General features: G+C 60.4%; 12 protein-coding genes. 5 read left to right on the plus strand and 7 right to left on the minus strand.

The genetic code is table 11. The features are described from left to right. Window positions 1–89: 89 nt before the first annotated feature. Genes GSF67_RS08675 through GSF67_RS08685 form a run of 3 tightly spaced genes read left to right on the plus strand, consistent with a single transcriptional unit; the run spans window position 90 to window position 3,349 of the window. Window positions 90–1,559 carry an FGGY family carbohydrate kinase gene (locus GSF67_RS08675; protein WP_006314006.1) on the plus strand — a complete coding sequence of 490 codons (1,470 nt, stop codon included), beginning with the start codon at window positions 90–92 and terminating at the stop codon, window positions 1,557–1,559. A 20-nt stretch (window positions 1,560–1,579) separates the two neighbouring features. Further along, window positions 1,580–2,539 (plus strand): sugar-binding transcriptional regulator, encoded by a 960-nt coding sequence (locus GSF67_RS08680; RefSeq protein ID WP_006314005.1) that lies wholly within the window; start codon window positions 1,580–1,582, stop codon window positions 2,537–2,539. 24 nt (window positions 2,540–2,563) lie between these two features. Continuing rightward, the gene (locus GSF67_RS08685) at window positions 2,564–3,349 is read left to right on the plus strand and encodes an SDR family oxidoreductase (protein ID WP_006314004.1); all 786 of its coding nucleotides are present in this window, start codon (window positions 2,564–2,566) and stop codon (window positions 3,347–3,349) included. A gap of 152 nt (window positions 3,350–3,501) precedes the next feature. On the opposite strand, the gene GSF67_RS08690 is transcribed toward GSF67_RS08685, so the two are convergent. The 5 genes from GSF67_RS08690 to GSF67_RS08710 form a co-directional block, all read right to left on the minus strand. Next, on the minus strand, window positions 3,502–4,263 hold the full coding sequence (locus tag GSF67_RS08690) for an ABC transporter permease (RefSeq protein ID WP_006314003.1): 762 nt from the start codon (window positions 4,261–4,263) through the stop codon (window positions 3,502–3,504). Continuing rightward, window positions 4,260–5,186, minus strand: coding sequence for an ABC transporter ATP-binding protein (locus GSF67_RS08695; RefSeq protein WP_006314000.1), 927 nt, complete (start codon window positions 5,184–5,186; stop codon window positions 4,260–4,262). The genes GSF67_RS08690 and GSF67_RS08695 overlap by 4 nt, the downstream gene beginning before the upstream one ends. A 104-nt stretch (window positions 5,187–5,290) precedes the next feature. Then, a complete protein-coding gene (locus GSF67_RS08700; protein ID WP_006313999.1) occupies window positions 5,291–6,112 on the minus strand; it encodes a sulfite exporter TauE/SafE family protein in 822 nt (273 codons plus the stop codon). A gap of 452 nt (window positions 6,113–6,564) precedes the next feature. Further along, a complete protein-coding gene (locus GSF67_RS08705; protein ID WP_006313997.1) occupies window positions 6,565–7,878 on the minus strand; it encodes an extensin family protein in 1,314 nt (437 codons plus the stop codon). Between the two features lie 348 nt (window positions 7,879–8,226). Beyond that, window positions 8,227–10,041 carry a methyl-accepting chemotaxis protein gene (locus GSF67_RS08710; RefSeq protein WP_035215831.1) on the minus strand — a complete coding sequence of 605 codons (1,815 nt, stop codon included), beginning with the start codon at window positions 10,039–10,041 and terminating at the stop codon, window positions 8,227–8,229. A 242-nt stretch (window positions 10,042–10,283) separates the two neighbouring features. Between GSF67_RS08710 and GSF67_RS08715 the strand changes: the two genes are divergently transcribed. Beyond that, window positions 10,284–10,598 carry a DUF1883 domain-containing protein gene (locus GSF67_RS08715; protein WP_006313995.1) on the plus strand — a complete coding sequence of 105 codons (315 nt, stop codon included), beginning with the start codon at window positions 10,284–10,286 and terminating at the stop codon, window positions 10,596–10,598. Between the two features lie 106 nt (window positions 10,599–10,704). Here GSF67_RS08715 and GSF67_RS08720 read toward each other — a convergent pair whose 3' ends face one another. Then, on the minus strand, window positions 10,705–12,021 hold the full coding sequence (locus tag GSF67_RS08720) for a replication-associated recombination protein A (protein WP_006313994.1): 1,317 nt from the start codon (window positions 12,019–12,021) through the stop codon (window positions 10,705–10,707). Then, window positions 12,018–13,424, minus strand: a complete 1,407-nt coding sequence (locus GSF67_RS08725; RefSeq protein ID WP_006313993.1) for a DegQ family serine endoprotease — start codon at window positions 13,422–13,424, stop codon at window positions 12,018–12,020. Before GSF67_RS08725 ends, GSF67_RS08720 begins: the two co-directional genes overlap by 4 nt. A gap of 172 nt (window positions 13,425–13,596) precedes the next feature. Here GSF67_RS08725 and GSF67_RS08730 point away from each other — a divergent pair, with 172 nt between their 5' ends. Next, entirely contained in the window at window positions 13,597–13,947 is a 351-nt protein-coding gene (locus tag GSF67_RS08730; RefSeq protein WP_006313992.1) for a lysozyme inhibitor LprI family protein, read from the plus strand. Window positions 13,948–13,962 lie beyond the last annotated feature (15 nt).

Raw genomic sequence — 13,962 nt, forward strand, 5'->3', positions numbered from 1 at the left:
ATGCGCGGCGACTTCTTTTAGTACGCACGCAGCTTCTTAAACAAAGAACATCGTGTGAGAGTGACTGCCGCAGACGAGAGAACACAGCAATGCGCGCCATATTGTCCATCGATCAGGGCACAACCAATTCCAAGGCCATTCTTGTTTCGGAAACCGGCGAGCTTCTTGCGCGTGGATCGTCGCCTGTCGGCATTACCTATCCGCAGCCCGGCTGGGTGGAACAGGACCCTAACCGTATCTGGGCCTCGGTCCGTGAAGCGATCTCCACCTGCCTCGCAGCCGCAGCCTCTGACATCGACGTTGCCGCCATCGCCATTTCCAACCAGCGCGAATCCGTAACCATCTGGGATGGTGAAACCGGCGAGCCGCTTGGCCCGGTGCTAAGCTGGCAATGCCGCCGCACCGCACAGGACTGCGCAGACCTGATCGCAAAGGGACAATCAGAACGCGTCATGGCCCTGACCGGCCTGCCGATCGACCCGATGTTTCCCGGCGCTAAGATGCGCTGGCTGCTGGAACGGGCGCCGAAAGGCCGCAAGCTTCGCCTCGGCACCATAGATAGCTGGCTCATCCATTGCTTCACCGGCGGCAAGGTTCATGCCTGCGACGCCTCAAACGCAGCCCGCAGCCAGGTGCTCGATCTCAACCGGCAGGTCTGGAGCGACGAGCTCTGTGACCTCTTCGGCATCGATATCAATGCCCTGCCGGACCTGCGCGACAGCAGCGGCGACTTCGGCGTGACATCAGGCGTTCCCGGCATCAAGGATGGCACGCCGATCCTCGCGGCCATCGGCGACAGCCACGCCGCCCTCTTCGGCCATGGCGCTTTCAACCCCGGAGACGGTAAAGTGACCTTCGGCACCGGCTCGTCGGTCATGACGACGCTGCCGCATTTCATCGCGCCTGAGCGTGGCATCACGACCACCGTTGCGTGGCGACTAGGCGGCAAACCGACCTTCGCCTTTGAAGGCAATATTCTCGTTTCGGCAGCCTCCCTGCCATGGATGACGGACATTCTCGGCTTGCCGGATGTCGCCGCGCTGGTGGAACTCGCCGCCACTGCCGAGCCAAACGGCCCCGGTTTCGTGCCGGCCTTTGTCGGCCTTGGCGCACCCTATTGGGATACCAACGCGCGCGCGCTGTTTTCGCAAATCAATTTCAGCACCACCCGCGCCCAGATGGCCCGGGCGGTCACCGATTCCATCGCCTTTCAGGTCCGCGACGTCTTCGCCGCCATGCGCGCGCAGTCGCCTTCCGGTTTCGGGCGCCTCTTCGTGGATGGCGGGCCGAGCCAGAACCGTTTCCTGATGCAATGCGTCGCCGATATGCTGGAACACCCCGTCATTCAGCGCGATGCGCCGGAAGCTTCCGCGCTGGGTGCTGCCTATCTCGCCGGCCTTGCACTTGGCCTCTGGATCGGCCTCGACGCCATTGCAGCGTTGAATAACCATGGTAATGCCATCGCACCTTCGAACGGCGATGAAAGCCAGCGCCTCGGCATCTGGCGCGATGCGATTGCCCGCTCGACCTTGCCCGTAACCTCGGGTAATGGTGAATAAAAATTCACCATGGAGGGCTTATGGGCAGGATCAACGAACTTCGGATGATATCCCGCGTGGCGCAGATGTATTTCAGCGAGCACAAACGGCAGGCGGAAATTGCGCAGCATCTCAACCTGTCGCAGGCCACCGTCTCGCGCATGCTGAAACGTGCGGAGGCGGAAGGCATCGTCCGCACCAGCATCATCCCCCCACCCGGCACCTATAGCGATCTGGAAGCGCAGCTGCGCGAGCGTTTCGACCTGCCGGAAGCCATCGTCGTTGATTGCAGCGAGGATCGCGACGGCGCGATCATGGCCCGCATCGGTGAGGCTGCCGCACATTTTCTCGAGGTGACCCTGTCGCAGAACGAGATTATCGGCGTATCCAGCTGGAGCCAGACGATCTTCAAGATGGTGGAAAACATCCATCCGCTGAAGGGAGCCAAGGCGCGCTATATCGTCCAGACACTGGGCGGCATGGGCGATCCTTCCGTGCAGACGCATGCGACCCAGATCACCACCCGGCTGGCGCGGCTCACCGAGGCCGAACCGAAGCTGCTGCCGGTGCCGGGCGTCGCCACATCGCGGGAAGCCAAGCTTCTGATGCTGGCCGATCCCTTCGTGCGCGAAACCATCGATCTCTTCGGCTCCATCACGCTCGCCATCGTCGGCGTCGGCGCAGTCGAACCGTCGGAGCTTCTCGCCCGGTCCGGCAACATCTTCTCTGCCAAGGAGCTTGCCGATCTCGCACAGGCGGGTGCGGTGGGCGACATATCGCTGCGGTTCTTCGACAAGGACGGCAAGCCGGTCAAGACGCCGCTCGATGATCGGGTCATCGGCCTGCCGCTGGAAAACCTTTCGAATGTCGATCGCGTCATTGCGCTCGCCGGCGGCTTGAAGAAGACCGAGGCGATTGCCGGCGCGCTCCGCACCGGCGTCATCGACGTGCTCGTCACCGATAAATTCACCGCCGAACGACTGGTCGGCCAGGAAACATAGCCAAAATCCCATAAAGGAGGAGACATGAGGCGCTTTGAAGGTCAATCCGTATTCGTGACCGGAGGCAATAAGGGCATCGGTTACGGCATCGCCCGCCGTTTTGCCGAGGAAGGCGCGAAAGTCGCCATCGCCTCTGTCGACAAGGACACCCATGACGCCGCGAAAAAACTGGCGGACGAAACCGGCACCGTCACCCATGGCGTCATCCTCGATGTGCGGGATGCGGCGGCGGTGCGCGACGCCTATGGCGCTGCGGAAGAGGCGATCGGCGCGCTTTCCATCTCCGTCCAGAACGCCGGCGTCATCACTATCTCAAAGATCGAGGATCTGACGCAGGAACAGTGGGATTTGAACCTCGACGTTAACACCAAGGGCGCGTTCCTCTGCTGCCAGGAGGCAATCCGTCGCTTCCGCGCAAGCGGCACGAAAGGCCGCCTCGTCAACACCGCTTCCGGTCAGGCACGGCAGGGTTTCATCTACACACCGCATTACGCCGCCTCCAAATTCGGCGTTGTCGGCCTGACGCAAAGCCTTGCAAAGGAACTGGCACCGGAGGGCATCACCGTCAACGCCATTTGCCCCGGCATCATCCACACCGAAATGTGGGATTATAACGACCGCGTATGGGGCCAGATGCTGGGCGACTACAAGCCCGGCGAGTTGATGGCCGAATGGGTGCGCAACATCCCCATGCGTCGCGCCGGAACGCCCGCCGAAGTGGCGGCGCTGGTGGCATTTCTGGCATCAGAGGATGCGGCCTATATCACCGGCCAGACGATCAACGTCGATGGCGGGTTGATCATGTCTTGAGGGCTTATTAGCCTCTCCTTCGTCATCCTCGGGCTTGTCCCGAGGATCCAATCACGTTCAATTAAATCAATCGGTTGCAGATCCTCGGGACAAGCCCGAGGATGACGTCGCGTATGAGGAAAGCTTCCCGCGATCTCTGACGATTTGAGCCGTCAGTTGCGCAACCGATAACCCGTCTTAAACATCCAGGCGACAACACCGAGGCAAACCGCCAGAAACAGCGTGATCATCGCAAGGCTGATCACCGGATTGACGTCGGCGATCTCATAAAAACTCCAGCGGAAGCCGCTGATGAGATAAAGCACCGGATTGAAATGGCTGACCGTCTGCCAGAAGGGCGGCAGCATGTCGATGGAATAGAAGCTGCCGCCAAGGAAGGTCAGCGGCGGTACCACCAGCATGGGAATGAGGTTCAGCTGCTCGAAATTCGTCGCCCAGATGCCGATGATGAAGCCGAACAGGCTGAAACTGACAGCCGTCAGCACGAAGAACGGGATCATCATGAACGGATGGGCAATGGTGATATCCACGAAGAATGACGCGGTTATCAGGATGATCGTGCCGATCATCAGCCCCTTGGTCGCCGCAGCGCCGACATAACCCGCGACGATTTCCGTCATCGACACGGGCGCCGACAATATCTCGTAGACCGTGCCGGTGAACTTCGGGAAATAAATGCCGAAGGAGCCGTTGCTGATACATTGCGTCAGAAGGGTCAGCATGATGAGGCCGGGCGTTATGAACGCACCGTAGGAAACGCCGCCAACCTCCTGAATCCGCGAACCGATCGCCGTTCCGAACACGATGAAATAAAGCGAGGTTGAAATAACCGGCGACACCACGCTCTGCAGCAGGGTGCGGCGGGTGCGTGCCATTTCGAACAGGTAGATGGACTTGATGGCTTCGAAATTCATTTCTGGCCTCCGACCAGCGAAACGAAGATATCCTCGAGCGAGCTTTGCCGCGTCGAAATATCCTTGAAATGGATGTTGGCGGCGGAAAGAGCGCCCAGGAGATCGGCGATGCGTCCCTGCTCGCCATTTCCCTCGATTTCGTAGGTGAGCGTGCTGCGGTCGTCCGAAAGCGTCAGGGCAAACGGGGCGAGACTATCAGGCAACCGTTCCACCGGCTGCGCCAGTTCAAGAAAGAGCTGTTTGCGGCCGAGCTTCTTCATAAGCGCGGTCTTTTCTTCCACCAGCAGCAATTCGCCGCCGTTGATGACACCCACCCGGTCGGCTATTTCTTCCGCCTCCTCGATGTAATGCGTCGTCAAAATGATGGTGACGCCCTTGGCGCGCAGCTCGGAAACGACATTCCACATGTCGCGGCGCAAGGTCACGTCCACGCCGGCGGTCGGCTCATCCAGGAAAAGCACCTTAGGCTCATGCGCAAGCGCCTTGGCGATCAGCACGCGACGCTTCATGCCGCCGGAAAGCTCCCGCAGCATGTTGTCTTTCTTGTCCCACAACGACAGGGACTTCAGAATGCTTTCGATCAGCGCCGGATTCTTCTTCTGCCCGTGCAGGCCGCGCGAGAAGCTGACCGTGTTCCACACGGTCTCGAACATGTCCGTCGTCAGTTCCTGGGGCACGAGGCCGATAAGCGCGCGGGTCTGCCGAAAATCCTTCACCACATTGTGGCCGCCTACAAGCACCGAACCTTCCCCCGGATTGACAAGACCGCAGACGATGGAAATCAGCGTCGTCTTACCGGCACCGTTCGGGCCGAGAAGGGCAAGGATTTCCCCCTCTTTGATATCGAGGCTGACGCCTTTGAGCGCCTGAAAGCCATTTGCGTAGGATTTTGTCAGATTCCGTATGGAAACAATGGCATTCATGACGAACTCTTTTGGAAATCGAGTGAGATGAACGCCATATAGGCCGCAGAGGTTGCAAAAGCCAGCCCGGTGGACTGAACACTGCGTTCGGCACAGACGGAAAATCAGCCGTAAACGCTATAGAAAAACTGCGCGGCGACGAAGACCAGAAACACGCCGAAGGCCCGTTCCAGCTGCTTTTTACTGAGTGCATGGGCAAGCCGCGCGCCATAGGGGGCGACGAGAAGCGTGATGGGAATGAGCAGCACCACGGCGATCCAGTTGATGAAACCGGTCGAAAACGGCGGCAGGCCCGCATCACCCCAGCCGGCCCAGACGTAACCGAGAAGACCCGGCAGCGAGATCAGCACACCGACGCCGGAGGAGGTGGCGACGGCCTGATGGATCGTTCGCCCGTAAAGCGTCATGAAGGTATTGTTCATCACCCCGCCGCCCACGCCCATCAGGCCGGACAGAAGGCCGATGCCCGTGCCGACCAGAAACCGGGCCGGGTTTTTCGGCAGGTCGGACCCGAGTTGCCAGCTCGCCCGGTTGACGATCATCCGGAAGGCGAGCGCGAGTGCGATGAAGGCGAAGATCAGCCGCAACGCGACGCTGGAAGCATATGCCGCCACAACGGAGGCGAGGATGGTGCCGAGCGGCACGGCGATAATCCACCCCTTCAGCAGATCGATATCGACCGCGCCCTTCTGGCGATGCGTCAGGAAAGAACGGATGGAGGTCGGCACGATGATGGCAAGCGAGGTGCCTAGCGAAAGATGCATGCGCACCGCCTCCGGCACGTCCAGAAGCCCGAAGACATGATAGAAGACCGGCACCAGCACCGCGCCGCCGCCAATGCCGAACAACCCTGCCAGAAGTCCGGCCACAACACCCGCGGCCGCTAGGGCGGCGGCAAAGACCAGTATCTCTGAAACAGGGGGCATGAGAGCGGTCTCCGGGGGCCGTTGTCACAAACATGTGACGCTCATAGCGTATCAGAAAAGCGCGGCAAGCCATGTTGGCCGCAGGTCAGTACGGCGCGATGTCTTTTGCCGCATATCCGCGCCGGATGGACCACTCCGTGGGATCGTTTTCCCATTGCATGCCCTTGCAAAGACGCCGATATCCCCCCGATAAGGCCGTCTTCTTCACCGGCCTTCGGGCCGGTCTTTTTTTGTGGGCGTGGTACGAGCGGCTATCGCTGGCGCGCCCGGGATCCACAGCCAGCGGCAGCAAGTTGATAAAAAGCCGCTCTCCGTACTCAACGTCATCCTGGGCCTTGTGCCGAGGATCTGTCAACGTAACGCCCATCGCGACGTTGCAGATGCTCGGGACAGGCCCGAGCATGACGGAGGAAACACTTTCAAACCCAGCCGAAAACCTCCACCGACGCGACTTAGTCACAATGCCTGTAACCGGACTTGCGGGTGCGCAGGTCGAAGTGGAAATGGTTCCAGTGATTGGGATCGCTGCCCGGCCCGAGAACGGTGGAGAAATATTTGCAGCTGTCGGACCTCACCGCCTTCAGCAGTGCCTTTTCGCGGAAGGCGAAGAAGCTCTTGCTGCGGACGTCGATCTCCTTGCCGTTCTTCAGCGTGATCGTGCCGATATCGATGGCATTGCCGCGCGCATGTTCGGACCATGGATTGCTGGAACGCGAATTCATCTTGCGGCAGGAATAACCGCCCATCGGCGTGATGCGGCCAACGCCGGAGAGATAACGGAAGCGCGAGGACGGCACGAGTTCGAACTTCACCCATTTGGCGAAGGCAAGCGTGACCTGGCAATTGAGCTTCACCGCCGGACGAATGGCAACGCCACTGGCAAGACCGCTAAGTTCAATCGGATAATCGATGCCGCAGGTCGGGCCGTCGGCAATACGTGCGACGTCGCGGAAGGCGACACCGAGGCGGCGCAATTCGCTGCGGCAGGCAACTTCAGAAGATGGCATGACGCCTGGCGGCATCGACCGGTTGCTCTGCATCGGGCCACCCGCCATCGGATCGTTCGGCATCAGCATTGCGACTTCCTCCACCGGCTGGCGGCGGGAAGAGGAGCCAACTGGCGGCGGCGGTATCAGCCGCGATTGACTGGCGCCCTGTTGCCGGCGAGGAGGAGAGACGGCAATCGGATTATCGGTGCCGATGCCGTCGACCACAGGCTGTGCCGAAGCGCCTTCGGCAATATCCGCATCCTGTTCTTCGGCAAGTCCGCGAACCGGCTCCACGCCCAGCATGGAATCCATGTTCACGCCGCCCTCGCCTTCGGCGTTCTGGTTGCTGGCCATCTGCTGCCCGGGCATGGTCTGGGCTTGCATGGTCTGGCTCTGCATGGTCTGGCTTTGCATGGGTTGCGCCGGCATATTGGTATGACCGCTGGCCGCCATGCGCGCCTGATGCTGAGAATCGAGCGTGGAATACCCCTGCCCGCCCTGCGGCGATTGCAGCAGCGGATCCTGCGAGGCGTAAGGTTCCGGCATCGGCTGCGACATGGTGGAGGGGTAATCGGTGCCCTGCCCGGCTCGTTCGACCTGATTGACCGCGCCTGATGGAGCGCTGTAGCCCTGCTGCCGCGACGAGCGAATGGCACTGACGCGCGTGGTGCCGTCCACCTCGGCCGGAGGCACGAGACCCTCCGCCGAACACGACACCATGACCGTGGAAATCATCAGCAACGTCACAAGACGACGCGGAAGGGAAACATACGCCATACGAGAACCTGTACCTTCAGCGGCCGCAATCGCGGCAATACAGGACAAATTTTAAAGAAATGAGGTAAATGAAACCTTATTGGTTGCGGGAAATAACGAATGGCAAGTTTTGCGGTCCATCTGATGCAAAAGCCCGGCCCAGCCGCATCCGTGGAGAGGAGAAAGTTTGAAGACCTCCCCGCCGTCATGCTCGGGCCTGTCCCGAGCATCTGCAACCGATTGATTTTACGAGGCATGGTTGGAGCCTCGGGACGAGCGCGAGGATGACGTCGAGTGTGGGTGAAGGTCCGTCAACACGCAAAGGGCGCAGCCAAAGCCGCGCCCTCCACTTATTCAAAACGGATCAAATCAAGCCGCCCGCGAAACCGCGCGTCCTGCGCCCTGCCCCAGTTCGAAGCGTGAAAGCAGCGCCCGCAGCTGCTGGCTTTCTTCGGCGAGCGTCTGGCTGGCCGCGGTCGTTTCTTCCACCATGGCGGCATTCTGCTGGGTCATCTGATCCATGTGGTTGACGGAGGTGTTGATCTCCTGCAGGCCGGTCGCCTGTTCCCGCGCCGCTGTGGCGATGGAGTTCACATGGCCATCGACGCGGTTGACCAGCGCCACGATCTCGTCCAGCGCATCGCCGGTGGAACGCACCAGCGCCACGCCGCCGCCAACTTCCTCGGCCGAGCGGTTGATAAGGGTCTTGATCTCCTTGGCGGCATTGGCAGAGCGTTGCGCCAGTTCACGCACCTCCTGCGCCACCACGGCAAAACCGCGCCCCGCCTCGCCGGCACGCGCCGCCTCGACACCGGCATTCAGCGCCAGAAGGTTGGTCTGGAAAGCGATTTCGTCGATGACCGAGATGATCTGACCGATGCGTTTCGAGGAATCCTCGATACGTCCCATGGCGTCGACGGCGTTGCGGACGATCTCACCCGAACGGCCGGCGCTGGTTTTTGTGTCCTGCACCATCTGCCGGGCTTCATTGGCGCGCTCGGAGGCGGTGCGTACCGTCGCGGTGATCTCATCGAGAGCGGCCGCCGTCTCTTCCAGCGCCGCCGCCTGCTGTTCGGTGCGGCGGGAAAGATTGCCGGTCGCACCGCTGATGTCGGAGGCGCTGTCATTGACGACGTGGCCGGTTCTCGCAATCGCCTCGATCGCGCCATGCAGCGCGCCGACGGCACGATTGAAATCCACACGCAGTTTTTCATAGTCCGAGCCTATATCGGCAAGCTCGACCGTCAGATCGCCATTGGCCAGCGCCTCGAGCGCATGGCCAAGCCGCTCCATGGCATGGGCCTGGCGCTCGGATGCGGAACGCAGAACCATCTCGTTGCCGTGTCGCGCCTCCTCCAGCGCCCGCTGCTGATCGGCCTCGCGGGCCTGCAGCGCGCTGCGTTCATTGACGCTGTCACGCAATACCAGAAGTGTTTTGGCAATCGCACCGATTTCATCGCCGCGGTCAGCAAACTGGATTTCGGCCGCGCCGTCACCGTCGGCGATCCGCTTCATGCTCTGGCGGATAAGATCGATCGGCCGCGTCACGCTTCGCACCACGAAGGCGGCGACGCCAACGACCAGAAGGCCCACCACGACACAAAGGCCACCGTTAAAATACGCGTCACGCCAGAATACAGCCTCGAGGTCATCGACATAAATGCCGGTGCCGACAATCCAGCCCCAGGGGGCGAAGCCAGCGACGTGGGAAAATTTCTCGACCGGATCTGGCGCGCCGGGCTTCGGCCAGTAATAATCGACAAAACCCTGACCGCCCGCCTTCACCGTATTCACGAATTCCACGAACAGCGCCTTGCCGTTCGGATCCTTGTTAGCGGTGAGGTCCGTGCCGTTCATTTCAGGCTTGATCGGATGCATCACCATGGTGGGATGCATGTCGTTGATCCAGAAATAGCCGCTGCCGTTGCCATAACGCATCGCCGCGATCGTTGTTTTCGCCTGCTGCTGCGCCGCCTCCCGCGTCAGGCTTCCGCCCTGCTCCAGCTGGTAATATTGCTTGATAATGGCGACGGCCGTCTCGTTCATCGCTGCCAGCCCGGCTTTGCGCTCGCGCTCCATCTCGCGATAACTTTCAAACAGGCTGAATGTGAGAGCCGCGGCCAGTATTGCCAGAAACAATGCGACGAGCGCATAAAGGCGCATAGAAATTGTTACGTTTTTCATGTTCCCCCCAACATCGCCGAATGCACTTCGACCAGGCGATGTTAAAGGCAAGAAATTTATTATTATTAAATACGAATATTATACGATGGTCTTATCCCATGGCTCGATGAAAACATCATTCCATCGTTCCGAATTACGACATCAGGCGTGAAATTTCAGACCCGCCACCGTCATTTAAAGACAGCGTTAACCGTGCCGCCCCTATCCTTCCTGTCCGAAATGACTCTACAGGGAGGCGCGCGATGGCCCGGCCGAATTTCCGCTATACGCATTATGACCTGAAGGAATTGCGGGCTGGCACCACGCTTGAAATATCGTTGTCGTCCGTCAACAATGTCCGGCTGATGACAGGCGCAAATTTCCAGCGTTTCACTGAATTGCTCGACTTCAAATACCTCGGCGGCGTCGCCAAAAAATCACCGATCCGCATCGCCGTTCCGGAAACCATGCACTGGCACCTGATCATCGATGCCGAGGGTCATAGCGGCCTGGCAGAATCCTCGGTCAAGATGCTACCGGCGCAGCCGCAGGCAACACTCACTCGCAAGGCATCCTGATTTCTTTTAAAAACAGTGTGTTGCCGCGATTTCGCGATTCACTTTGCCAGAGGCTTGATTCTTTTTCTCAAGATCACCGAAGCATGTACCCCCGGCCGCATAGAGACTAGCGCGACCCGCGCTCGCGGCGCAGCTTCGCCCACCAGTCGAGACGTTTGCGTATTTCCCGCTCGAAACCCCTGTCCGGCGGATCGTAAAAGGTCGTACGTCCCATTTTCTCCGGGAAATAATCCTGCCCGGAAAAGGCCTCGGGTTCGTCATGGTCATAACGGTAACCGTCGCCATACCCTTCGCCCTTCATGAGCTTGGTCGGTGCGTTGAGAATATGTTTCGGCGGCACCAGGGAGCCGTTCTCCTTGGCCGCCCGCATCGCCGCCTTGAAGGCGGTATAAACGGCGTTCGATTTCGGTGCGGTGGCGAGATAAACGCAGGCCTGCGCCAGCGCGAGTTCCCCTTCCGGCGAGCCTAGATAATCATAGGCATCCTTGGCCGCATTGCAGACCGCTAGCGCCTGTGGGTCGGCAAGGCCGATATCCTCCACCGCCATGCGCACCAGCCGCCGCCCGAGATAAAGCGGGTCTTCACCGGCATCGAACATGCGGGCGAGATAATAAAGTGCCGCATCCGGGTCCGAACCGCGTACGGACTTATGCAGCGCGGAAATGAGATTGTAGTGGCCGTCCTGGCCCTTATCGTAAACCGGGGCGCGGCGCTGCACGATGCGGGTCAGCCCTTCGGTATCGAAGGTCTCATCCTTGCGCGCCGCCCGCCAGACCTCTTCGGCAAGCGTCAGCACGGCGCGGCCATCGCCATCGGCCATGCGGATGAGGCTTGCGCGCGCCTCTTCCGTCAGCGGCAGTGGTTTACCCTCGGCCTCCTCGGCGCGCTTCAGAAGTTCGCTCAGGCTATCCTCGTCGTGCGAACCGAATGTCAGGACACGTGCGCGCGACAAAAGAGCGGCGTTTAGCTCGAAGGACGGGTTTTCGGTGGTGGCGCCGACGAGAATGATGGTGCCGTCTTCCATGACCGGCAGGAAACTATCCTGCTGGGCGCGGTTGAAACGATGGATTTCGTCAACAAAAAGCAGCGTCTGCCGGCCATTCATCCGGCGCGTGCGCGCTGCCTCGAATACCTTCTTGAGGTCAGCGACACCGGAAAAGATCGCCGATATCTGCTCGAAGGCCAGCCCTGCCTCGCCAGACAGCAGGCGGGCAACCGTGGTCTTGCCCGTCCCTGGCGGCCCCCAGAAGATCATCGATCCGAGCGAGCCGCTGTCGATCATGCGGCGCAGAACGCCCTCTTCGCCCGTCAGATGTGGCTGCCCACTCACCTCCGCCAGCGTTTTCGGACGCAGACGATCGGCAAGAGGCCGCCGGTTGGCGACCTCGACAGGCACTTGTGGGGCGAAGAGGTCGTCGCTCATCGCAGGAACTGCCGGATACGCTGCCCGTCACGCAGGATTTCCACGCGCCAGAAGCCGGGATTGTCGTCCAGCGCCTTTTCAACCGCAGCGGTGGAGCCGATATCCGCACCATTCAGCGACAGGATGACATCCTTTGGCTGGAAACCGACGCGATAGGCCGGTGAGCCACGCTTTACATCGGTGATGACGACACCCGTCACCTGCGAAGGCATGCGCAATTCATCCGCAAGCTTCGGCGAGAGGTTGGCGACGGTAGCACCTGCGAAGGGATTGCGGCCTTCGAGCAGCCGTTCGTCACGCGGCGCGGTTTCCGGTGCCGTATTGAGAGCGATAGTCAGCTTCTTTTCTTTGCCCTTTTCCACCACCGTCAATTCGGCCGATTTGCCGATGCCGGCCGTCGTCAGGCGATAACCCAGCGCATCGGGATGCTCCACTTCCAGGCCATTGACCGCAGTCACCACCTGTCCGGGCTCGATACCAGCCTTCTCCGCCGGACCACCCTTGGTGACGCCGACGACGAGGGCGCCGCGCGCGCGATGCAAGCCGAGCGCTTCCGCGACATCTGATGTAACCGGATCGAACGTCGCACCGATATAGGGCCGCTGGAAGTTAGCGTCGCCACGTTCCGCGGCCGCCACGAAAACCCGAACCAGATTGGCAGGAATGGCAAAACCGATGCCGTTCGACCCGCCGCCCTTGGAAAAGATCGCGGTATTGATGCCGATCAGCTCGCCCGCCATGTTCATCAGCGCACCGCCGGAATTGCCGGGGTTGATGGAGGCGTCGGTCTGGATGAAGAAGCCGAAATCACCCTGCGTCACCTGGTTGCGCGCTAGACCGGAGACGATGCCGCTCGTCACCGTCTGGCCGACCCCGAAGGGGTTGCCGATGGCGAGCACCAGATCACCAACCTCGATCTTGTCGGAATCGCCGAGCGACAGCACGGGGAATTGCTCCTTGGCGTCAATCTGCAACACGGCGAGATCAACCCGATCGTCCTTCATCAGCACCTTAGAGGAAAACTCGCGACCATCCGCCAGCGCCACCTTGATGTCATCAGCGCCGTCGATGACGTGATTGTTCGTCACCACGAGGCCGCCCGCCGTTACGATCACGCCCGAACCGAGCGATGACTGCTTTTCCGTGCGGTTCGGCATCTGCTGGCCGAAAAACTGCTCGAAGAAGGGATCACCGGCAAAAGGGGAAACACGCCGCTGCACGACGCGCTCGGCATAGACATTCACCACAGCACCTGCGGTGCGCTTCACCAGCGGCGCGAAGGAGAGCTGCATTTCCGTGTGGCTTGCCGGCACGGTCTTGTTGTCCTGCGCTCTTGCGCCCACGGGCAGGAGAACGAGCGCAGCAAGAAAGCCGGTGGAGAGATACTTCAACACGCTTCGCATGTGATTCCTCATCGTCATCAGTATGATGGAGTTATAACGCCAAAGCCTGTAAAGCAAAGAGCGGCAAGATGATGGCCACACTTATCCCGGTAGAGATCGGCCGGCGCAATTGGAACCAACAGCATCCATTTTTGGTTTCAGCCGACAAGAGTGTCCTTAGAAGAGACGATCCATGCATCTGAAACCCACCCTCCTCGCCTCTGGCATCCTTTTCGCCACCTCCCTCGCTTCACCGGCCAGCGCCGCAAGCTTCGATTGCGCCAAGACCGATCTGGCAGCCGATGAAAAAGCGATCTGCGACAACCGCGCGCTGAACGATCAGGATGTGAAGATGGCCACCACCTTCGATATTCTGACCCAGCTGATGGCGATGGGCGCACGCGACACCTTGCGCGACGAACAGAGCAAATGGCTGAAGAAACGTCAGGAATGCGCAGCCGATGTCGCCTGCCTGACGGGCGCCTATGAGGAACGCATGAAGCGCCTCGGCGAAGCGTTCCAGAGCATCAACCGTCCGCTCTGAGCGTTATCGCCTGCC

The organism is Agrobacterium sp. CGMCC 11546, assembly GCF_013365515.1.
Classification (GTDB): domain Bacteria; phylum Pseudomonadota; class Alphaproteobacteria; order Rhizobiales; family Rhizobiaceae; genus Agrobacterium; species Agrobacterium fabrum.